The sequence below is a fragment of the Arthrobacter sp. Y3222053 genome, assembly GCF_059092805.1.
In genome coordinates, this window is the sequence record NZ_JBNHIA010000001.1 from 418783 (window position 1) to 438837 (window position 20055).

Consider the following 20055-nt stretch of genomic DNA (forward strand, 5'->3'; position numbering starts at 1 on the left):
GACGTGCCATTAAGGGGAGAGTCAGCAACGGTTTTCGGGCGCTCTCGTGGGGCCGGACCGTTACTGTACCGTCTAGACTGTACAGCATCGATGGCGTACCTTAAATTCCATGACCTCGCCCACACCTGCCCGGGAGCGGATTCTCGCTGCCTACGAGGACCTGCTGATCAATGAAGGCCCCCGGGGAGCGACCCTCGACGCCGTCACCGCGCTGGCGGAAGTCTCCAAGGGCGGACTGCTGTACCACTTCAAGAACAAGGAAGCCCTGGCGGCGGGGCTGATTGCCAAGCTCCGCGAGCTCGCCGACCTGGACCTCCAGAAAATGGCGGCCGACGCCGACGGGCCCTCCCGCTATCTGGTGCGCGAGTCGGTCTATGTGGGCAGCGAGCTGGACCGCGCACTGATCGGAGTGGTGCGTCTGGCGCAGGCCAACGATCCGGCGGCATCGGACCTGCTGCGCAGCATACACCGCAGCTGGTACGACCTCGTGCACCAGGAGGTCGGCGATCCGGTCATTGCCCGGGCCATCGTGCTCCTTGGCGACGGGCTCTACTACAACGAGGGCCTGCCCGGCGGGTGGCCGCAGGACAAGGACCGGTCCTCGGAGGCATCCGTGCAGCAGCTGCTGCAGGTCGTAGACCTGCTGAAGGCGCAGGCTGCCGCTGCCGCCAAGGGGTGAACGCCACAGGGGTTAACGCCACTGGGGGTTAAACGCCACTGGGGGTTAACGCCACAGGGGTTAACGCCAACGGGTGAACGCCACAGGGGTTAACGGCACTGTGGGTTAACGCCACAGAGTGAACGCCACGGGCCGAGATGCCGTCCGCACCCGCGTCGCAGCAGCAGCCGCTGGGTGATTTCTGCCACAGTGGAGGGCATGGATATCAGCACAGCAGACCTGTATGACGAGAAGGGCGAGGCTCTGGCCTCGGTGTCGCTCCAGTTCCAGGACCTCGGCGGGCGAACCCGCTTTTCCGGTCCGATCCGCACCATCCGCTGCCTTGAGGACAACGGGCTCGTGAAGTCCACCCTGAACTCTCCGGGCGAGGGTGCCGTGCTGGTGGTCGACGGCGCCAGCTCCATGAATACCGCCCTGATGGGCGACATGATCGGCGAGGCCGCCGTCGCCAACGGGTGGGCCGGCGTCGTCATTCACGGGCCCATCAGGGACCGTGCCGCCCTGGCGAAGCTGCCCATGGGGGTCAAGGCGCTGGGGTCCAACCCGCGCAAGAGCGCCAAGGAGTCAGTGGGCGAGGTCGACGTGCCGGTGGAGTTCGGGGGCGTCGCCTTCCGGCCCGGGGCGATGCTGTGGGCGGACGAGGACGGGATTCTGGTCGAGCGCTGACTCAGCGCTCCGCGCAGCCCTGCCCGGCTCTGCTCAGCTCAGCGCTGCCCGGCGCTGCCCGGCGCTGCCCGGCGCTGCCCGGCGCTGACCCGCCCCGTTCTGCCCTGCTCAACACTGCTCTGCTCAGCCCCGCCCGGCTCTGCTCAGCTCAGCCCCGCCCGACACTGCTCAGCTCGGCTCTACCCGACACCGCCCCCGACCCTGCCCGACACTGTTCTGAGAGGCTGGGAGGTAGAACCAACGTCTCTTCGACCTCAAGGGGACCCCATTGGCCAATGTGCTGCTGTTTCATCATGCTCTGGGCCTCACTGCAGGAGTGGACGCGTTCGCCGATGTGCTGCGGGATGCGGGCCACATGGTGACCGTGCCGGATTTCTATGACGGCCGAACCTTTTCCAGCCTGGAGGCGGGTGTGGAGTATGCCCAGGACATCGGTTTCGATGTGCTCGAATCACTGGGGGTGCGGTTGGCCGACCGGTTGCCTCCGGACCTGGTGTACATCGGCTTTTCGCTCGGCGTGATGCCGGCGCAGCGCCTGGCACAGACCCGGGCCGGTGCTCGGGGAGCCGTCCTGGTCAGCTCGTGCCTGCCGCCGGGCGCCTACGCCGACACATGGCCTGCTGCTGTTCCGCTGCAGGTCCACGCCATGGCCGAGGACCCGGTGTTCGTCGACGAGGGTGACCTCGACGCCGCCCGCAACCTGGTGGAGACGGCACCGGACGGAGAACTGGTGCTGTACCCGGGCAGCGGCCACTTCTTCGCGGACATCAGTTCACCCGATTACGACGCCGAGGCCGCCCACGCTCTGACCGCACGGGTGCTGGCCCTGCTTGCGCGGGCGGACGCGTCGACCTGATCGTTGCGGTCCATGGGGCCGCGGAGGTTGGAGGTTCCGAGCTTCATCGGCCGGTATGCCAGCGGCGCGCGCCGCGAACTGGAAGTCCTCGGCTTCCGGGGGAAGGTCCCCGGACGGTTTGAGGTCGCCACTGAACTCTGGCCATCCTCAGACCAGGGTTGGGTGTGTGATTCCCCAAGAGGCGCGCGGCCCAGAACCACACCCGGAGCACTTAGAACGGCGGCGGGATGTCCTCGTTCCCGGAGCCGCTTGGCAGAGCAGCGGGCTCTCGCCCTGAATCCGTTGTAGGAGGTGGTTTCAGCTTGAGCTGAGGTTCGCTGCCGTAACGGCGGGCCAGAGGAGAGAGCCACTCCAGGTCGCCGGGCTGGTTCTGCCTGGCCTTCCAGAAACCCTGACTTTTCAGCCGGTGATGCTTCGGGCAGAGGTACTCGAGGTTTCCGTGTTCGGTCGCTCCACCGTGTGACCACGGCACCGTATGGTCAATCTCCATGCCCGCCCGAACGGCGTTGACGCTGCAGCCCGGAAAACGACAGGTTCCATCACGAGCCTGCAACCACCGGGCCAGCCCGGCCGGAACCTTGCGGCGCCGACCCACGGCCAGAATCTCCCCCGTAGCGGAGTCCTGCACCAAACCCGTCCAGTGCCTGACGGTCCGGATGAGCCGCCGGGCGGCATCAGCGCTGATCGGTCCGTAGCCACTAAGTTCAGCGGGCCGGTCGTCAGCGCCCAGAAGCGTCTCGGCACTGATGATGACCATCAGCTCGGTACGCATCCCCGGCAGGTCTTCCGGGTCGTCAGTCCAATCGGCTTTGTCGGCCCACTCGCCCGAGTCAGCTGCCCTGCCCGCACCTGCGCCGCCGCTGTCAGCCCCGGTGCCTGCACTCCCGCCGGTGTTCGGACCACCGGTGTTCGGACCGCCGCTGTTCGGACCGCCGCCGCCAGCCGCCCTGCCCGCACCTGCGCCGCCGCTGTCAGCCCCGGTGCCTGCACTCCCGCCGCTGTTTGGACCGCCGCCACGAGCACCCCGGGCAGCCCTGCCCCGGCTCGCACCAGCCTGCGGGCCGCCTTTGCCGCCCATATCCGGCCCTGCGGGCGCAAGGCCGCCAGCGCCCTCCCCGCCCACGCCGCCGGATGGTTCCGCAGCAGGCCGGCGGCCCAGGACGGAGGCAGCAAACAGGTCGGCACGCAGCTGGTCCTGGGTCCGATGATCACCCGCCCGCCGCCGCGCCCGTGCGGCCGTGGTCAAGGTGTTGAACATGGCCTGGGCTTTCTCGGCCGCCAGAAGGGCAGTCAGCGAGGCCATCCCGTCAGGGGCGGGCTCCAGCCACACGCGCCGCTTGGACAAGGCGTCCCCGTGGCGCTCCGGAACGGTTTCCGGATATCGGCGCTCCCGCATGACCCTCACCTTGCGGGCCAGCTGCGCCGCCGTCCGATCCTTGACGGCATCCAGCACCTCGGCTTCGAAGCCCTTGGCGTCTTCAGCGGGCACGAAACGTATCTCATCGAGGACCACCCGCGCGTGGGAATAGGTGATCCGGCCGGACGACAACCGTGCCAAGGTCGAGGGCAGCTGGCGCACCAGCAGGCCGGACTCCGCCACCACCCGCTGCGCTGTCACGTGCGGCACCTGAAGCACCGAACCGACTTCCGCCGCCGCCAGATCGAACGCGCTGCTCGGACGGTCCTTCTCCGGAAGCCGCTCGACCTCGGCAGCACGCGCCATCAGCTCCTCCACGCGGGCGACCACCAGCGCCTGCTGCGCCTGTACCCAGGCGTTCAGCACGTTCAGACGCTCCAAGGTCGCCACAGCTTCGGTGGAATCCAGGCTCTCCGGCCCGTACAGGGACAGCTCTCCCGACAGTCCGTCCGGCGTGCCCGCGCCGTCACTGCAGTCGCTGCCGCCGGCTGCTCCGACCGCACGGACGCCGCCGCTCGTGCCGTCGGCCTCTCCATCGACGTCGTCCGGCCAGGCCCGGAACACGGCAGAGACGGCGTCGGGGTTCGGAGCGTTGGAAGCGGGCGGCAAGGGCCCGGAACCAGCCAGGGGCGAAGCGTCTGCGGACAGGGCTGAGGCACCAAAAAGGACTGCCTGTTCCTTGTCCGTCCGGCTGCTTCCCCGCTTGGTCATGCCTTAAGTCTTCCAGTGGCCTCTGACACTTTCGGGCCCCAAAAGGGGTCTGGGGATTCGCGCAATTACGGGACTTTTCGCGCCGGTTACCTACGTTCCCGTCACTGCTCAAACCGGCGCCTGAGGCCCGACAGAAGACCGCCGAACCCGCACCGCCGAGGCAAGGCGAGGCTGGTACAGCCAGGCCCTCGGCACCCGCACCAGTGCCGGGATCGGGACGCCGCCCACTCCCAACGCCCCACTCCCTACGCTCGAAACAGCAGAGCCGCAGCCCGCCAAAGGCGGCACTGCGGCTCTGTGAGAAAGCTCAGCGCGGAAAGCTCAGACAGGAAGCGCTGCATGAACGCTCGGAGAGGCGGCACTGCGGCTCAGCAAAGCTCAGCAAAAGCGCCGAAGAATCCGTCCCAGGACCTACGCGTTCCAGAGACCGTACGAATCGGCCAGCGAGGAGATCTTCTGCGCGCGCGCCAGGCGTGGCAGGTAGGACCCGTCGCCGACGACAGCCCCGGCAGCATGCGCTTCCAGCAGCTCGTGCGCCCAGGCGATTTCCGACGCGCTCGGCGACAGCCCGACGTTGATGGTGTCCGCCGCCTCAGGCATCAGGCAGAGCTTGCCGGTCATGCCCATCGACTGCGTGACCTTGCAGGCCTCCAGCAGCGGCTCGCCCAGCGCACCCGGCGTCGGCCCGTCGATCGGGCCCGGCAGCTGGCCCACCCGGGAGGCGACCACAAGCTTGGAGCGGGCGTACGCCAGCGCCATCGGATCGTCGGAGGCGCCGGTGTCGCGGCGGAAGTCGCCAACGCCGAACGCGAGCCGGAAGGTGCCCGGAGCGGACGCAATCGCGGTGGCGTTTTCGATGCCGAGTGCCGACTCGACCAGCGCCAGCACCGGAGTGCCGGCCTGCAGCCGCATGGCGGTGTGGGTGACCTGCTCGGGCTTCTCGGTCATGGCCAGCATGACGCCGCGCAGGCCGGGCGCCTTGGACAGCGCGGCCAGGTCGTCAGCCCAGTAATCGGTCTCGATGCCGTTGACGCGCACCCAGGCGGTCATGCCGGTGGACAGCGCCTCCACCACGCGTTCCCGCGCTTCGGCCTTGCCGTCCGCAGGAACCGCATCCTCCATGTCAAAGACCACCGAGTCCGCTTCGGAGGCCAGCGCCGGGCCGAAGTTGGCTTCATCGGCAGCCGAGGCAAGCAGCCAGGAACGGGAGAGCTTGGCGGGCAGCGCGGCGGCACGCGTGTTTCGGAATGGGGCCATAGGTACGACCTTACTTTCCTGCGTCGGGGGTATTCCAATGGGGAGCAGCGACAGTGGCGAGCATTACAACGCATCGATTCCGACGCCGCCCGCCATCGCCCTCCCGGCGGTCCGCCGCCGTCCCGGATTCCCTCATGCCTCGCCCCGTCGCAGCAGCCGTCCCCGCGGCGCGGTCCCAGGTTTGGCCCCAGCCCCGCCGACTCCACCCCCAACGCCGCCTCCACCCCCAACACCGGCACCAGCACCGCCGCCTTCACCACCGGCACCTTCACCGCCAACACCGATCCCGGCCAGCTCGACGCCGCGCAGCACCGTCCGCCGCACCCGCCCGTGCAGCTTCGCCCCCGCGTAGGGAGTGACCGGATTGCGGTGGTGCAGCAGCAACGGGTCGACGACGAACGCCTCCTCCGGCGCGAACACCGCAAAGTCCGCATCCCGGCCGGGCTCAATGGCGCCCTTCGACGCCAGCCCGGCGAGCGCAGCCGGCCGCACCGACATCCACTCCACCACCTGCTCGATCGCGATCCCGCGCTCCCGCGCCTCCGACCAGATCAGCGGCAGGCCCAGCTGCAGCGACGCCACTCCGCCCCACGCAACTCCGAAGTCCCCGTTCTCCAGGTCCTTCAGGTCGGCCGTGCTGGGCGAATGGTCGGACACAATGCAGTCGATGGTTCCATCCAGCAGCCCCTGCCAGAGCCGCTCCCGGTTGCCTTCCTCCCGGATCGGCGGGCAGCACTTGAACGCGGTGGCTCCGTCCGGAATCTGCTCGGCGGCCAGCGTGAGGTAGTGCGGGCAGGTCTCCACCGTCACCGGCACCCCTTCAGCGCGGGCCGCCGCGATCATCGGCAGCGCTCCGGCGTCGGACAGGTGCAGGATGTGCACCCGCGCTCCCGTGCGCCGCGCGGCCTCGAGCACCAGCGCGATGGCCCGCTCCTCCGCCTCCGGCGGCCGGGACGCCAGGAACCCGGCGTAGCGGCTGCCCGCCGCGGCGGGCGCGGCGTCGAGCACGGCCGGATCCTCGGCGTGCACGATCATCAGCGCACCCAGCCGGGCCAGCTCGGCGAGGTCCCGCTCCAGCTCCTCCGCGTCCAGGTGCGGAAACTCGTCCACGCCCGAATGCACCAGGAAGCACTTGAACCCGAACACCCCGGCTTCATGCAGCGACGCCAGCTCCCCGGTGTTGCCGGGGACCGCTCCGCCCCAGAACCCGACATCCACGAACGCCTGCGGTGCGGCCACCTCCTGCTTGGCCCGCAGCGCCGGCACCGACACCGTGGGCGGAATGCTGTTCAGCGGCATGTCGATCAGGGTGGTCACCCCGCCGGCCGCCGCAGCCCGGGTCGCGGACGCGAACCCCTCCCACTCGGTGCGGCCGGGCTCGTTGACGTGCACGTGCGTGTCCACCAGGCCCGGCAGCAGCGTCTCGTCACCGGCCAGCTCCAGCACCCGCGCGCCGTCGAGCCCGGCCCCCAGCGGCTCGACGGCGGCAATCACCCCGCCGGACACGCCCACCTCGGCCGGAACGGTCCCGGCGCCGGGCAGCACGGCCCGGCCGCGGATCACCAGGTCGAAACTCATGCCGTCTTTCACGGCGTCCCCAGCATGATCTGCCGGTTGACGTCTTTGTACAGCAGGTAGCGGAAGTTCCCCGGCCCGCCGGCATAGCATGCCTGCGGGCAGAACGCGCGCAGCGACAGGTAGTCCCCCGCCTCCACCTCCACCCAGTCCTGGTTCAGCCGGTACACGGCTTTGCCCTCCAGCACGTACAGCCCGTGCTCCATCACGTGCGTTTCGGCGAACGGAATCACCGCGCCCGGCTCGAACGTGACGATGTTGACGTGCATGTCGTACGCCAGGTCGTCCACCGGAATCATCCGGGTGGTGCGCCACTTGTTGTCGGTGCCCGGCATCGGATTCGGGGTGATGTCCCGTTCATTGCCGACGACGGCGCGCGGCGTGTACCCGGCCAGCGGCTCCCAGGCCTTGCGGATCCACTGGAACTTGGCCGGCGCGGGCAGCCGGTTCACCACCTGCCACACCGCGCCCGGCGGCACGTACGCGAATCCGCCGGGACCGAGCACATGCTCTTCGCCGTCAATGCTCAGCTCCAGCCCGCCGGACAGCACGAACAGGAAGCTCTCGACGCCGGGCTGCGGCTCCGGCGTCTTCGACCCGCCGCCCTGGCTGACCTCCAGCAGGTACTGGGCGAACGTCGTCGCGCCCCCGGAGACCGGCCGGTTCAGGATCCAGGTGCGGGTGTCGGACCAGCCCGGCAGCTCGCTGACCACAATGTCGCGCAGCACGCCGCGCGGAATCACGGTGTACGCCTCGGTGACGACGGCGCGCCCGGTGAGCAGCTCGGTCTGCGGCGGGTGGCCGGCGGTCGGGTCGTAATAGAAGGGAGTGTTCACGAAAAGGACCTCTTGATCAGATGGAGCGGTTCGATGCTCGGATGGTCGTCAGTGCGGATTCAGGGAAGGGCGGCAGGATTCAGGGCGACGGCGGCCCGGCGTCAGCGGCATACCCGACGTCGGCAGCGGGCCTGCCGGTCCCGGCTCCTGCCCCGTCCGGCACGGCAGGCCCGGAACCGCCGTCGTCAGCGGAGGAACCCGCGGCACCTGCAGCCCGGGCGCGGGCAAGTCGGGCCAGCTGCGCCCGGTCCAGCCCGGCCGGGGCCAGGGCCTCGGCTTCGGTGACCGCCCCGCAGGCGAGCGCCCGGTCCACGAACCGGGCCAGCGCCCGCGCGGTGGCCGGCTCGTCCAGGACTCCGCTGCCGGTCTCGGACAGGTAGTTCTCCAGGCGGCGGACGGCAGCGGGGACGCCATCCCGGTAGAACGCATAGGTGGCCAGGTAGCGGGTGGGCAGCTGCGCGGCATGCAGGTCCCAGCCCTGGTAGTAGCCGCGTTCCAGGGACCGACGGACCAGCCGGGCGTGCAGCCGCCAGGCGGCGAGCACCTCCTCGTCCGTGCCGAGCGGCAGGATGTTGGTGGACCCGTCGGAGAGCCGGACGCCGGTGCCGGCGGCGGCCACCTGCATGACGGCCTTGGCGTAGTCCGCGCCGGGATGGTCCATCGCCTGCCACGCCGGCGCGATCTGCAGCGCGTCGCTGTAGTCGTAGGTGCCGTAGTGCAGCCCGGAAATCCGTCCGTCCGCGGCGTGCAGCAACGCCGCGACCGGCACCGTGCCGTCCGGGCCCAGGATCAGCTGCGGGGTCTCCACCTGCACCTCGAACCGCAGCCGTCCGGCCGGCAGCCCGTGGCGTTCCTCGAGCCGGGCGCACGCCCAGGCCATCGCCGTCACCTGCGCGGCCGTGGACACTTTGGGCAGGGTCAGCACCAGCCCGTCCGGCAGGTCCCCGCCCTCGAGCAGCCCGGCCAGGAACAGGTCCAGGGTGCGCAGGCCGCGGGTGCGGGTGGCCGCTTCGAAGCTCTTGAACCGGATGCCGATGAACGGAGGGGCGGTGCCCGCTTCCCGGGCGCGGACGACGGCGGCCGCCGCAGCGCGCGCGTCGGCGTCCTCCGTCCCGTCGTCCGGGGTGCCGTAGCCGTCTTCGAAGTCCAGGCGCAGGTCCTCGATGGGTTCGGATTCCAGCTTGGCCTGCACCAGCGCGGCGACGGCCTCCGCTTCCCCGGCCCCGGAACTGGCCCCGGCCCCGGAACCGGTCCCGGACCCCGCGGTCCCGTCCAAACCGAGATCCGCGGCCAGCCGGGCGAGCCCGCCCTGCCGGGCCGCGGCGTCGAGCGCCTCGGCCCCCCACACGGCCGGCAGGTCGGGGGTAAACCGGTTCGCCGGAACGTACACGGTGTGGACCGGCTGCCGGGTGCCCGGATCTCCCGGGTAGGCCGTGGCCAGCAGTTTGTCGGTATCGGCGAGCATGGCCTCCAGCTCGGCCCGGTCTGCGTCGGTGAATACGGTCATGGCTGCCGCCTCCCTGCCTCAGTGGATCCGGCGGGCGCCGCGGCGTCGCCTGTCCCGACGTCGCCCGGCTCTGCCGCCGGCCCCGTCCCGGCAGCACCGGCGGCGCCAGCCCCGGCGTCGCCCGTTCCGGCGGCGTCTCCAGCCGGCGCGTCAGCCGCCGGTTCCCCGGGGACCACGGCGAGTTCGTGCCCGTCGGCGTCGAGCAGCCGCCCGTCCGCCACATGGTCGCCTTCCTGCAGGCACGCGATCCGTGCGGGATCGATGGCCCGGTCGGTGGCGGCGAAGACCGAGGGGTTCTCCGGGTTGCCCGCCTTCACATGGTTGAACAGGATGTTCATCAGGATGGCGACCACGGCGGCGGAACTGATGCTGGAGTCAAAGATGGTGCCGAACCAGCTCGGGAAGTGCTCGTAGAACGTGGGAGCGGCGATCGGCACCATGCCCACGCCCAGCGAGACCGCCACGATGATGAGGTTCATGTTGTTGCGGTAGTCGACCTTGGCCAGGGTGCGGATGCCGCTGGCCGCGACCGTGCCGAACAGCACGATGCCGGCCCCGCCGAGCACCGGCGTCGGCACCGCGGCCATGATCCGGCCCAGGACGGGCAGCAGGCCCAGGACCACCAGGATCGCGCCGCCGGCACTGACCACGAACCGGCTCTTCACACCGGTGATGGCCACCAGGCCCACGTTCTGCGCGAACGCGCTCTGGGTGAAGGAGTTGAACACCGGAGACAGGGCGCTGGAGAGCATGTCCGCCCGCAGCCCGTTGGCGATGCGCTTGGAGGAGACCTTGCTGCCCGTGATCTCACCCACGGCGAGGATGTCGGCGGTGGTCTCGGTCAGCGTCACCAGGATGACGATGAGCATGGAGATGATCGCCGCAATCTCGAAGGTCGGCGGCCCGAACGCGAACGGCGTGGGCAGGGCGAAAATGTCCCCCTCCCCCACGCCGGAGAAGTCCGCCTTGCCGATGACGAACGCGACGACGGTCCCGACGACGATCGCGAGCAGGATGGACAGCCGGGAGATGGTGCCGCTGCCCACCTTGCTGAGCAGCAGCACCACCAGCAGGGTCAGCGCAGCCAGCCCGATATTGCCCATGGAACCGTGGTCCGGTGCGGCGGCGTCACCGCCCATCGCCCAGTTCGCGGCGACGGGCATCAGTGACAGGCCGATGACGGTGATCACGACGCCGTTGACCACCGGCGGGAAGAAACGGATCACCTTGGCGAAGATGGGCGTGATCAGCAGGCCGACCACGGAGGCGGCCATGACGGCGCCAAACACCGACTGGATGCCGCCGTCGCCGTCCAGGATGGCGGTCATCGTCGCGACGCCGGCGAAGGAGACACCCTGCACCAGCGGCAGCTTCGACCCGAAGAACGGAAGGCCCAGGGTCTGCAGCAGGGTCGCGGCGCCGCCGACGAACAGGCATGCGGCCACCAGCATGCCGATCTCGGCGCCGGACATGCCGGCCGCGGTGCCGATGATCAGCGGCGGGGCAATGATCCCGCCGTACATCGTCAGCACATGCTGCAGGCCGTAGGCGAAGGTGCTGCCCAGCGGCAGGCGCTCATCCTCCGGCGCCGTCGACCCGGCGCTGCGGGCGCGGCCCCGTCCTGAGCCGCGGCTGCTCATGCGGGCCCCCGCGCCCGCCTGGGGATCGCCGTCGGACCGGCGCGGCATCAGCAGAACCCCGCAATGGTGTTCCACACCGGCGCCGGGGCGGCGTCCCCGTCGCGCTGCACGGCCGCCTCGATCAGGCCGTACGGCCGGTCCGCGGCAAAGAACACCTCATTGGGGTTGTCCAGGCCGAACGGGGCCAGGTCCACCAGGAAGTGGTGGTTGTTCGGCAGCGAGAGCCGGACCTCGTCGATCTCCGGATGCGCCTCGAGGACCCGTCGGCCCATCTCGAACATGGTCTGCTGCAGGGCCAGCGAGTGGGTATTGGCGAACCCGGCGAGCAGCAGGGCCCGCACCGAGGCGTACAGGGCGTTGAAGTCCAGGTCGGTGCGGTTGTACCGCCAGCGGGCGGTGACGTCGGTGGCAAGGATCCGGTCGGTGGTCTCGGCCAGGGTGGTGTACCGGTCCCGCGGGAAGCCGTGGAATTCGGATCCGGTGGACTTCAGCACGGTCAGCCCCTGCAGCCCGGCCACCAGGCTCCGTTCCCCGCCCTCGGCGAGCAGCACCGCGGTGCGGACCTCCGACTTGTCCTTCGCGAACGCATGGTCGTGGTCGTCAATCCGGTTCCAGGCGTACTGCTCGGCGGCCCAGCGTCCGCCGGTGACCCAGTCGAAGCCGCCGGTGAAGTGGTCCGCCAGGCGCAGCAGGAACTGCTCCGGCGAGCCGACGCCGTCGCGGGCGAAGGCGTAGATGGTGTTCTTCTGCGTGTCGGTGGCCACGACGTGGGAGTTGTCGCCCTCGGTGTGCGCGGCGGTGAAGTCGCCGTGCAGCTGGGAGGTCACGCTGAGGTCCTCGATGGCGTGCCGGGCCGTGTCCCGGGTGACCTTGACCAGCCGGACCTCGGCCTTGCCGTACTGGTTGGCGCCGAGCACGATGCGCGCGGTGGGCGCCTGTTCTGTTGCGGTCATGGTGTCAGCTTCCTCGGTAGGTGGAGTAGGCGAAAGGGCTCAGCAGCAGCGGAACGTGGTAGTGCTGCGCGGGGTCGGCCAGGGCGAAGGTGAGCGTCACGCTCGGATAGAAGGTCTCGGTCCCGGTGCGGGCGAAATACTCCCCGACGGCGAACTCGATCCGGTACGTGCCGGCGTCGAGCCGCTCGGGTCCGAACGCGCTGATCCGGCCGTCGTCGTCGGTGACGGCCTGCGCGATTTCCTCCCAGGCATCGCCGCGGAGCCCGTCGAGCCGGGCGGTGACGCCGGCGGCGGGACGGCCGGCGGCGGCGTCGAGGACGTGGGTGGTGACATGGCTGCGTTTCATGCGGTGAGCAGTCCTTCGAGTCGCAGGATGGCGATCTCCCTCAGCTGCCCGGCGATCACCGGCAGTTCCTCCTCGGGAGTATGGCGGAGCCGGGCCTGCAGCGCGGACAGGATCTCCTCCGCGCTGCGCCCGGCGGCGCGGATCAGGAAGACCCGCCCGAATTTGTCCTCATAGGCCCGGTTGCCCTCGCGCAGGCGCTCCTGGACATCGGGGTCGTGCCCGACGCCGGACTGCTCGCGGCGGGACAGGGCCGCCTCCGCGTCCGCGCCGGCGGCCCGCTCGCCGATCCGCGGATGCCGGGCCAGGGCGGCGTCGAGCTCCGCCTCGGTCCAGTCCGGCGCCGCGGTGCGGGCCGCCGCGAGGGCGGCGGCGACGTCGGCGTAGGGGCGCCCGTCGGCAACCTCCTCGATCCAGCGGTCAATGTCCACGCACGGGCGCAGGAAGTCCCTTGCGGCGGGCAGCGGGGCGGCGTTGAAGGCGGCGAGTCCGCCGTCGACGGCGGTGGAGGGCGTGGAGGGCACGGGTGTCAGCTTTCGTTGGCGCATGATTCCGGCTCGGCGCTGAACACCCTTGACCATCGGCAAAGCCGACTTGATTCGATGTTTCCCAACCGGAAATTATTGGTGCCCAGTGTAAGCAAGTCGAATACGGAAATGTCAAGGGGAAATCCGAATCCCGCCGCACGTTTCGGCGCATTGTTTCCGCCGCGTAAATTCCGGGTAAAAAGGGACGCCGCACCGCCGTGATACGGCCGTTTCCGGAGCCGCTCCGGCATGGCAGGGGCCGCCGGCCGGGGGTGCCCGGACTGACGTATGAGCCGTGCTGGAGCCGGCGCTCCGGCTCCAGGCGCGCCGGCTCCGGGCGCGCCGGCAGCCCGGCCGAGCGGGACCGTCCGGAAACGCGCGGACCGCCCCGCCGGCCGGTCAACCGGAGATCAGCCGGGCGGCCGCCGCCGAATGCCGGGCGGTCAGCTCGGCCAGGTCCAGGCCCGGGATCTGCCCGTCCAGCACCCGCCACTGCCCGCCGACCATCACCCGGTCCGCCCGGTCCGCCCCGCACAGCACCAGCGCCGCCAGCGGGTCGTGGGACCCGGAAAAGCGCAGGCCGTCCAGCCGGAACAGGGCGAGGTCCGCCTGCCGGCCGGGAGCGAGCTCGCCGATGTCGGTCCGCCCCAGCGCCCGGGCGGAGCCGCGGGTGGCCCAACCCAGGGCCCGCTCCGGGGTGACGGCCGCCGCGCCGTAGCGCAGCCGCTGCAGGTACAGCCCCTGCCGCACCTCCTGGATGAGGTTGGAGGCGTCATTGGAGGCCGAGCCGTCCACGCCCAGGCCCACGGGCGCCCCGGCGTCCTCCAGTTCCAGCATCCGGCCGATCCCCGACGCCAGGCGCATGTTGGAGGTGGGGCAGTGCGCGACGGCGGTGCCCGCGGCACCCAGCCGGGCCACCTCGTCGTCGTCGAAATGCACGCCGTGGGCCAGCCAGGTGCGCGGGCCGAGCCAGCCGACGCTGTCCAGGTAGTCCACCGTGCGCAGCCCGAACATCTCCCGGCAGAACTCCTCCTCATCCAGGGTTTCCGCCAGGTGGGTGTGCAGCCGCACGTCGTGCTCCTCGGCCAGCGCGGCCGAAGCCTTCATGATGTCCGTGGTCACCGAGAAGGGCGAGCACGGCGCCAGCGCGATCTGCACGACCGCTCCGTCGCCGCGCTCGTGATAGGTGCGGATCAGCCGGTCGCTGTCGGCCAGGATCGTCTCCGCCTCCTGCACCACCTGCCGCGGCGGCAGGCCGCCGTCGTCCTCCCCCAGGGTCATGGAGCCGCGGGTGAGCATGGCGCGCATGCCGAGCGAGCGGACGGCCTCCACCTGGATGTCGACGGCGTCCTGGAGCCCGCCCGGGAACAGGTAATGGTGGTCGGCCGCGGTGGTGCAGCCGGAGAGCAGCAGCTCGGCGAGCGCGGCGGTGCTGGCCAGGTGCAGCGCCTCCGGCGTCAGCCGGGCCCAGACCGGGTAGAGGTTCTTCAGCCAGGGGAACAGTTCGGCGCTGGCCACCGGCCCCCAGGCGCGGGTGAGGGTCTGGTAGAAGTGGTGATGGGTGTTGATCAGCCCCGGCAGCAGGACGTGCTCCGAGGCGTCAAACACCTCCGTGCAGGGTGCCGCGGGAGCCCCGCCGGCCGGGACCAGCTCGGCGATGCGGCCGTCCTCCACCACGACGCCGCCGGCGGCGTCCAGGTCGTTCGCGGTGAACACCGCAAGGGGCGTGCGTATCCAGAGCCGGCCCATGCCTGCCTCCTGACCTCGGTGCCGGGCAGGGACCACGGCCGGCGGCCGCAGGGGATCCTGCGTCAGCCAGCTCAGTGCACTTGTCTGCTGATCCAAGGTCGGCCCGATCCAGGGGGCACCGGCTCTCCGGTCCGGCGCCAGATTAAGCCCGGCCCGGCGGCACGTCAATTGCCTCGGACGTATTTGGTCAAACCCGTATCGCATGATTGGTCGGCGTGGTACGCTTCCTGCCAATTACTTTCGGAGCCGTTGCTGGACAGCATTTGTTCGGCACCGCATTTGTTCGGCACCGCATTTATCGGCGCCGCGTGTCCGCTGCGCCGATGATTCGGAAATGAATTCCGAAAGTGGTTGATTTCCAAATCGTTCCGCGGATTTAAGGCCCGCGGCCCCTGAGGGCGGCCGCGGGGAACTCACCGCTTGGGTTACTGGCCTGGCCGGTGGTGTGTGCCGTCGGCAGGTCCTGGAGGCACTCATGCTGGACCAGCTCTCAGCACTGCGGCAGTGGCTGGCGGACGGGCAGGACTGCGCCGCCGCCACCATCGTGGCCGTCGAAGGATCCGTCCCGCGGCCCGTGGGCACCACCATGCTGATCAGCGCCGCGGGCGAGGTCGCCGGCACGCTGAGCGGCGGCTGCGTGGAAGCGGCCGTGTTCGACGCCGCCCTCGAGGCCCTGGCCACGGAGCAGCCCCGCCGGATGAGCTTCGGCTACAGCCCCCAGGATGCCTTCGAACCCGGCCTCAGCTGCGGCGGAACCCTCCACGTCCACATCCAACCCTTCCGGGCCGGCAGTGAGCCGGTGACGACGCCGGACGGCGACGCCGGAGCCGCCGACGCCTCCGTCACCCCTGATGGCAGCGCCCCCACACCCGCCGTCGCCCTGCTGTGGCGGGTCGACGGTCCGGCCGCGGCTCCGCTCCTGCTGCCCGACACCGGGCGCCTCGCCGCAGCCGGCCCGCAGGCACTGGCCGGCATCGTCGGCCGGCTCGGCCTCTTCGACAACGCCGTGAACCGCCTCACCGCCGCGGTCCACGCCGCCGTTCAGCAGGGGCACACGGGGCTCGTTTCCCTGCCCGGCGGAGACGACTGCCCCGCCGTTGAACTCTTCATCGAATCGCGGTTGCCCGCACCCCGCCTGCTCCTGGTCGGGGCGAACGACCACTCGGCCGCCGTCGCCGCGCTGGGACGCAGCCTGGGCTACCACGTCTCGCTGTGCGACCCGCGGCCCGTCTTCACCCGCCCGGAACGGTTTCCGCACGCGGCGGTCACCGTGCAGTGGCCCGAAACCTGGATCGCGGAGCTGATCGACGCCGAGGCCCCGGATCCGCGCACCGTGTTCTGCCTGTTCAGCCACGACGCACGGTTCGACGCCGCCGTGCTGGACACCGCACTCCGGCAGGACTGGGCGTATGTGGGCGCCATGGGCTCCCGCCGGACCTGCACGCAGCGCGCCGGGGAGCTGCAGGCCCGCGGCGTCCCGGCGGACCGCCTGGCGCGGCTGCACGCCCCGATCGGCCTGGACATCGGCGCCGCCACACCGCAGGAAATCGCCGTCGCGGTCTTCGCCGAAATCCTGGCCAAACGCACCGGCCGCACCGGGCTGCCGCTGTCACTCGGCTCCGGCGCCCTGCATGGGGCCGTGCCCGCCGCCCCAACCGGGCAAACCGCCGCCTCGGGACCCGTACCCGCACCCCACGGCCGCGCCGCCGCCACGACTCCGGAGGTTGGTCCGTGGACCTGAACACCGTCACCGCCCACCTGCCCGCCGCCGACCCGGCGCACTGGCAGCCCGGCGACGCCTGGCTCGCCGGCGGCACCGTGCTCTTCTCCTACGGCACCACGGCACGGCGGCTGCTGGACCTGACCGGCGCCGGGTGGCAGCCGCTCACCGAGAGCCCCGAGGGCCTGGAGATCGCGGCCACCTGCACCATCGCCGAGCTGTTCGCGTTCCCCCACCGGTCGCGGCACGCCGGACAGTGGCCGGCCCTGGACCTGGTGCGCCGCTGCTGCGAGTCCTTCGTCGCGTCCTTCAAAATCTGGAACGTGTCCACGGTCGGCGGAAACATCTGCACCGCCCTGCCCGCCGGGCCGATGACCTCGCTCACCGCGGCCCTGGACGGCGTCGCACTTCTCCTGGCACCCGACGGCGGCACCCGCCGGATACCGGTCGCCGAACTGGTCACCGGCGACGGAAAGACGGCCCTGCAGCCCGGCGAGCTGCTGCGCAGCATCAGCCTTCCGGCCGCCGCGCTGAGCGCCCGCACCGCGTTCCGGCGGCTGTCGCTGACCAGCCTCGGCCGCTCCGGCGTACTGCTGATCGGCCGGCTCGACGCCGACGGCGGGTTCGTCCTGACCGTCACCGCCGCCGTCAAGCGTCCCGTGCAGCTGCGGATGCCCGCGGTCCCGGGGGCCGCGGAGCTGGCCGCGGCCCTCGCGGCCGCCGTCGCCCCGGACCTGTGGCACGACGACGTGCACGGGCTGCCGGACTGGCGGCGGGACATGACGGGCCGGCTGGCCGAAGAGATCCGCGCTGAACTGGCCGCCGCGGCGGCGGAAGGAGCCAGGGCATGAAGTTCACCCTCAACGGCCGGGAAACCGACGCCTCCCCCGCCCCCGGCCAGTGCCTGCGCACCTTCCTGCGCGACCAGGGCAGCTTCGGTGTGAAGAAGGGCTGCGACGCCGGCGACTGCGGCGCGTGCACCGTGCACGTGGACGGCGCGCCGGTGCATTCCTGCCTGTTCCCCGCCGTGCGGGCCCAGGGTCGGGAGGTGACCACCATCGAAGGCCTGGCTGGCCCGGACGAGCAGCTGCATCCGATGCAGCAGCAGTTCCTGGACGCGCAGGGTTTCCAGTGCGGCTTCTGCACTGCCGGGATGGTGATGACCGCCGCCACCTTCTCGGAGGACCAGCGGCGGGACCTGCCGCGCAACCTCAAGGGCAACCTGTGCCGCTGCACCGGCTACCGTGCCATTAAGGACGCGGTCCTCGGGAGAAAGAACGTGGACGACGACGCGTCCGGGGACTCTCCCGTAGGTCGGTGCGCTCCCGCGCCGGCCGGGCCGGACATCGTCACCGGCCGCGCCGCCTACACCCTGGACCAGCCTGCCCCTCCCGGGATGCTGCACCTCAAGCTGCTGCGCTCCCCGCACGCCCATGCCCGCATCCTCTCGATCGACACGTCCGCCGCGCTGGCCGTTCCCGGCGTCGAGGCCGTCTTCACCCATTTGGACGCTCCGGAGCGCCGGTTCTCCACCGCCCAGCACGAGCTGCACACCGACGACCCTGAGGACACCCGGGTGCTGGATGACGTCGTCCGGTTCAAGGGCCAGCGGGTGGCGGTGGTGGCCGCCGCCACCGTCGCTGCCGCCGAGGAGGGCGTGCGCCGGCTGCGCGTCGAGTACGAGCCGCTGCCGACGGTGCTCGACGTCGATGCCGCCCTCGCCCCCGACGCGGCCCTGCTGCATCCGGATGCCCCGGGCGCCGTCGGCAACACCGTGGCCGAAGTCCACTCGGTGATCGGCGAGCCGACGGCGGCGCTGGCGACGGCCGACGTCGTGCATGAAGGCACCTACGAGAGCCAGCGGCTGGCGCATGTGGCGCTGGAGACGCACGCGGCCCGCGCCTGGTTCGACGACGCCGGCCGGCTCACGGTCCGCACCTCCTCCCAGGTCCCGTTCCTGGTCCGGCGGACCCTGTGCCGGCTGTTCGACCTCGAGCTCGGCCAGGTGCGGGTGCTGGCGGGGCGGGTGGGCGGCGGGTTCGGCGGCAAGCAGGAGGTGCTGGTCGAGGACCTGGTGACCCTGGCAGCGCTGCGCCTGCGCCGGCCTGTGCAGCTGGAATTCACCCGTGAGGAGCAGTTCGCCGCCGCCACCACCCGGCATCCCTTCCGGGTCCGGGTGAAGGCCGGTGCCTCCGCCGACGGCACGCTGACCGCGCTGGAGGTCGACGCCACCGCCAATACCGGCGCCTACGGCAACCACGGCCCCGGGGTGATGTTCCACGGCTGCGGCGAGTCGGTCGCCGTCTACCGCTGCGCCAACAAGCGGGTGGACGCCCGCTCGGTCTACACCAACACCGTCCCGGCCGGCGCGTTCCGCGGCTACGGGCTGAGCCAGATGGTCTTCGCCGTGGAGTCCGCCATGGACGAACTCGCCCGTGGCCTGGGCATGGATCCGCTGGAGTTCCGGGCCCGCAACGTGGTGGCCGAGGGCGACCCGATGGTGTCCACCTCCGCGGAACCCGCGGAGGATGTGCATTACGGCAGCTACGGGCTGGACCAGTGCATCTCCCTGGTCCGCGGCGCCCTGGCCGCCGGTCGGGAGGATCCGGCCCGCTCCGGCGTCGGGCTGGAGCCGGACTGGCTGATCGGCGAGGGGACGGCGCTGTCGATGATCGACACCGTGCCGCCGCGCGGCCACGTCTCTCACGCCCGCGTCGCGCTGCTGCCGGACGGGCGGTACGGGCTCGACGTCGGCACCGCCGAATTCGGCAACGGCACCACCACCGTCCACGCCCAGCTGGCCGCCTCGGCCCTGCACACCGAGCCGGGCCGGGTGGTGATCCGCCAGTCGGACACCGACCTGGTGGACCATGACACCGGCGCGTACGGCTCCACCGGTACCGTGGTGGCCGGCAAGGCCTCGCTGGCCGCCGCCGCGGAGCTGGCGGTGCGGCTCGTGGGTTTCGCCGCGTCGCTGTTCGCGGGCACCTCGGCGCAGGTGCGCCTGGCCGCCGACGCCGTCGAGTGCGGGGACGAGCGGATTCCGCTGGCCGAGGTGGCCCGCAGGGCGGCGGAGGCCGGCGTCGACCTGTCCGCCGAGGCCCGCTGGGGCGGCACTCCCCGCTCGGTCGCGTTCAACGTGCAGGGCTTCCGCGTGGCGGTGCATCCGGGCACCGGGGAACTGCGGATCCTGCAGAGCGTGCAGGCGGCCGACGCCGGCGTGGTGATGAACCCGCTGCAGTGCCGCGGCCAGGTGGAGGGCGGCGTGGCCCAGGCCCTGGGCGCGGCATTGTTCGAGGAGGTGCGGGTGGGCGCCGACGGCGACGTCGAGACCCGGATCCTGCGCCAGTACCACGTGCCGACCTTCGCGGACGTGCCGCGGACCGAGGTGTTCTTCGCCGAGACGAGCGACGAGCTGGGCCCGATGGGCGCCAAGTCGATGAGCGAAAGCCCGTTCAACCCGGTGGCCCCGGCCCTGGCGAACGCGGTGCGCAGCGCCACCGGCGTGCGTTTTGCCCGGCTGCCGCTGGCCCACGATGTGCTGTACCTGGGGCTGCGGGACGGCGTGCAGCCGGACCGGTCCGGGCTGCAGGCCGAGGCCGACGTCCCGGCCTGACGA

The 20055-nt window shown here is 71.2% G+C and carries 16 protein-coding genes; 6 read left to right on the top strand and 10 right to left on the bottom strand.

The window, feature by feature from the left end; translation table 11 throughout:
• Window positions 1-109: 109 nt before the first annotated feature.
• From AC5RUW_RS02030 to AC5RUW_RS02040, 3 genes are all read left to right on the top strand, one after another.
• Entirely contained in the window at window positions 110-679 is a 570-nt protein-coding gene (locus AC5RUW_RS02030) for a TetR/AcrR family transcriptional regulator (protein ID WP_494006172.1), read from the top strand.
• Between the two features lie 198 nt (window positions 680-877).
• A complete protein-coding gene (gene rraA, locus AC5RUW_RS02035; RefSeq protein WP_494159159.1) occupies window positions 878-1345 on the top strand; it encodes a ribonuclease E activity regulator RraA in 468 nt (155 codons plus the stop codon).
• 277 nt (window positions 1346-1622) lie between these two features.
• A complete protein-coding gene (locus AC5RUW_RS02040; RefSeq protein WP_494159545.1) occupies window positions 1623-2201 on the top strand; it encodes a dienelactone hydrolase family protein in 579 nt (192 codons plus the stop codon).
• A 211-nt stretch (window positions 2202-2412) separates the two neighbouring features.
• Here the strand turns inward: AC5RUW_RS02040 and AC5RUW_RS02045 are convergent, their stop codons facing one another.
• The 10 genes from AC5RUW_RS02045 to AC5RUW_RS02090 form a co-directional block, all read right to left on the bottom strand.
• A complete protein-coding gene (locus tag AC5RUW_RS02045) occupies window positions 2413-4227 on the bottom strand; it encodes an HNH endonuclease signature motif containing protein (protein WP_494159160.1) in 1815 nt (604 codons plus the stop codon).
• 513 nt (window positions 4228-4740) lie between these two features.
• Complete coding sequence (locus AC5RUW_RS02050) at window positions 4741-5586, bottom strand: HpcH/HpaI aldolase/citrate lyase family protein (protein ID WP_494006176.1); 846 nt, start codon at window positions 5584-5586, stop codon at window positions 4741-4743.
• 132 nt (window positions 5587-5718) lie between these two features.
• Entirely contained in the window at window positions 5719-7164 is a 1446-nt protein-coding gene (gene allB / locus AC5RUW_RS02055) for an allantoinase AllB (protein ID WP_494159161.1), read from the bottom strand.
• Window positions 7165-7172: 8 nt separating this feature from the next.
• Window positions 7173-7997 carry a bifunctional allantoicase/(S)-ureidoglycine aminohydrolase gene (locus AC5RUW_RS02060; RefSeq protein ID WP_494159162.1) on the bottom strand — a complete coding sequence of 275 codons (825 nt, stop codon included), beginning with the start codon at window positions 7995-7997 and terminating at the stop codon, window positions 7173-7175.
• A 79-nt stretch (window positions 7998-8076) separates the two neighbouring features.
• Window positions 8077-9504 (bottom strand): DUF6986 family protein, encoded by a 1428-nt coding sequence (locus AC5RUW_RS02065; protein WP_494159163.1) that lies wholly within the window; start codon window positions 9502-9504, stop codon window positions 8077-8079.
• Window positions 9501-11144: a nucleobase:cation symporter-2 family protein gene (locus AC5RUW_RS02070; RefSeq protein ID WP_494159164.1), complete on the bottom strand. Its 1644-nt coding sequence runs from the start codon at window positions 11142-11144 to the stop codon at window positions 9501-9503. Before AC5RUW_RS02070 ends, AC5RUW_RS02065 begins: the two co-directional genes overlap by 4 nt.
• A 47-nt stretch (window positions 11145-11191) precedes the next feature.
• Window positions 11192-12097 (bottom strand): factor-independent urate hydroxylase, encoded by a 906-nt coding sequence (gene pucL, locus AC5RUW_RS02075; RefSeq protein WP_494159165.1) that lies wholly within the window; start codon window positions 12095-12097, stop codon window positions 11192-11194.
• A 4-nt stretch (window positions 12098-12101) separates the two neighbouring features.
• The gene (gene uraH / locus AC5RUW_RS02080; RefSeq protein WP_494159166.1) at window positions 12102-12443 is read right to left on the bottom strand and encodes a hydroxyisourate hydrolase; all 342 of its coding nucleotides are present in this window, start codon (window positions 12441-12443) and stop codon (window positions 12102-12104) included.
• Window positions 12440-12964: a 2-oxo-4-hydroxy-4-carboxy-5-ureidoimidazoline decarboxylase gene (gene uraD, locus AC5RUW_RS02085; protein ID WP_494159167.1), complete on the bottom strand. Its 525-nt coding sequence runs from the start codon at window positions 12962-12964 to the stop codon at window positions 12440-12442. The genes uraH and uraD overlap by 4 nt, the downstream gene beginning before the upstream one ends.
• A 402-nt stretch (window positions 12965-13366) precedes the next feature.
• A complete protein-coding gene (locus AC5RUW_RS02090; RefSeq protein ID WP_494159168.1) occupies window positions 13367-14716 on the bottom strand; it encodes an 8-oxoguanine deaminase in 1350 nt (449 codons plus the stop codon).
• Between the two features lie 475 nt (window positions 14717-15191).
• Here AC5RUW_RS02090 and AC5RUW_RS02095 point away from each other — a divergent pair, with 475 nt between their 5' ends.
• From AC5RUW_RS02095 to AC5RUW_RS02105, 3 genes are read left to right on the top strand one after another with little or no spacing between them, the layout of a single operon-like run.
• A complete protein-coding gene (locus tag AC5RUW_RS02095) occupies window positions 15192-16457 on the top strand; it encodes an XdhC family protein (protein ID WP_494159169.1) in 1266 nt (421 codons plus the stop codon).
• The gene (locus AC5RUW_RS02100) at window positions 16448-17287 is read left to right on the top strand and encodes an FAD binding domain-containing protein (protein WP_494159170.1); all 840 of its coding nucleotides are present in this window, start codon (window positions 16448-16450) and stop codon (window positions 17285-17287) included. The genes AC5RUW_RS02095 and AC5RUW_RS02100 overlap by 10 nt, the downstream gene beginning before the upstream one ends.
• Window positions 17284-20052: a molybdopterin-dependent oxidoreductase gene (locus AC5RUW_RS02105; RefSeq protein WP_494159171.1), complete on the top strand. Its 2769-nt coding sequence runs from the start codon at window positions 17284-17286 to the stop codon at window positions 20050-20052. Before AC5RUW_RS02100 ends, AC5RUW_RS02105 begins: the two co-directional genes overlap by 4 nt.
• Window positions 20053-20055: the final 3 nt, after the last annotated feature.